This window comes from Helicobacter sp. T3_23-1059 (assembly GCF_053654515.1).
The window spans coordinates 1-1,550 of sequence record NZ_JBSIUV010000130.1; the positions used below are offsets into that span (position 1 = coordinate 1).

2 protein-coding genes are annotated in these 1,550 nt (G+C 32.0%); both read right to left on the minus strand.

The annotated features are described in order from the left end of the window. The coding region (locus ACWIX0_RS13500; protein WP_454174502.1) for a hypothetical protein at positions 1-730 on the minus strand (730 nt) is incomplete at its 3' end. Beyond that, on the minus strand, positions 723-1,550 hold an 828-nt coding region (locus tag ACWIX0_RS13505), incomplete at its 5' end, for a bacteriophage T4 gp5 trimerisation domain-containing protein (RefSeq protein ID WP_454174503.1). The genes ACWIX0_RS13505 and ACWIX0_RS13500, both read right to left, overlap by 8 nt.

Here is a 1,550-nt window from a genome sequence, read left to right on the forward strand (position 1 = left end):
TCTCTCTTTCATTTTGTATTTTTGCCATATCTATCTTCATAATCTGCTTAAAAGCAACGCGACTATAATCCAATAAAAATACTTGATAATCTAGCTCATTTAGCGTAATTAGGTATTGTTCTATTTTTGGCTTTAATATATTTTCTAATTCTTTAAGATTTAGTATTGCGCTTTCACCTGCGATGCCACAAGCATTTATGGGCGTAACAAAAGAAAAAAATATATCGTTATTAAATGATTGAATCGTTATGAGTTCGTCAGCTATATTAAATCTCGAAATGTAAGAGTCGTGCATTATATAAAAACTACCAAGCAAAAAAGCGATATTTTTGCCGAAATGTTTTTGGACGATAAGATTTTTGTTGGTTGCGTATATTGTTTTAAGGTTTAATGTTACAAAAATAGAATACACGCTAACCCATATAAGATAGATAAAAATCATCGCGATGCACAAAATCGCTACTTCTTTATACCATTCCATTGCTTGAGAATGTATATATTTATCTATGCCTAACGCAAAAAAATAACAAACGACAATAATCGTTAGAATCCTAGAAATCCAAGATAAAATCACAAAAGTTAAATTTGATGATAATTTTTGTAGTTGCATTTCCCAAATAATCTCATCGCCATTGTTGTCATATTTTTTTGGATTTTGATTCGCGTGTGAATCTACTTCTTGATTCTCGATATTTTTGGCTTTGGTTGTATATAATTGTTTCTCACTCACTCTTTATCTCCCCACCTTTTACCACAATTCCATTAGAATCTATGATGACTTCTACGCCACCAACTTTTATTATAACACAATCACCTTTAGCTGTGATAGTAGTATCGCCTACTTGGTGAATTATATCATTTTCTGCGGTAGCAATGATAGATGATTTGGCATTGATTCCTAACGAATCTGAATCTATATTGGTAATATCCTTTGCTTGAAATGATAGGGTTTGAGATTCTACATATAATCCATTTTTGGTATAAATATTGCCTTGAGATTGCGATGAAATATTAAGATTGCCATCTATTTGCTCGTATTTATCGCCACCTACCCTTTCTTCTCTATTCCCCATTATCTCGCTAGATTTATCCCCCTCTATTGTCGATTTCATATTCCCTTTTATTGTAATTTCCTTATCCCCACCCACATACTCACTACTATTATTATGCTTTATGTTTAGTTTATTATCTGCTCCTATGCTTAAAGTATTGCTTGTGCCTACGATGGCGCTTTTTGAGAGGGCTACATTAGTGTTATATTCTGCACCTACTTTTATTATTTTTGCTAGGGCTACCTCTTGGGTATGGGTTTTAGTGATTGTTTCTTTATGATGTCCTTTTATGGTGGATTCTTTATTGTTTAGAATAGTTTGAGTAAAGTTATGCTCGATTGTCTCATCATAATCCTTTTGAGCGTGAATATGAATTAGCTCATTATCTTTTAAGTTATTTAGTGTGATTTCATTTATGCCTTTTTCATTTAATCCTAGTGTTTTAGAGCTAAATGTTGTTTTATGAGAATCTTTTGGTAGGTTTAGATTTGGAGTGTT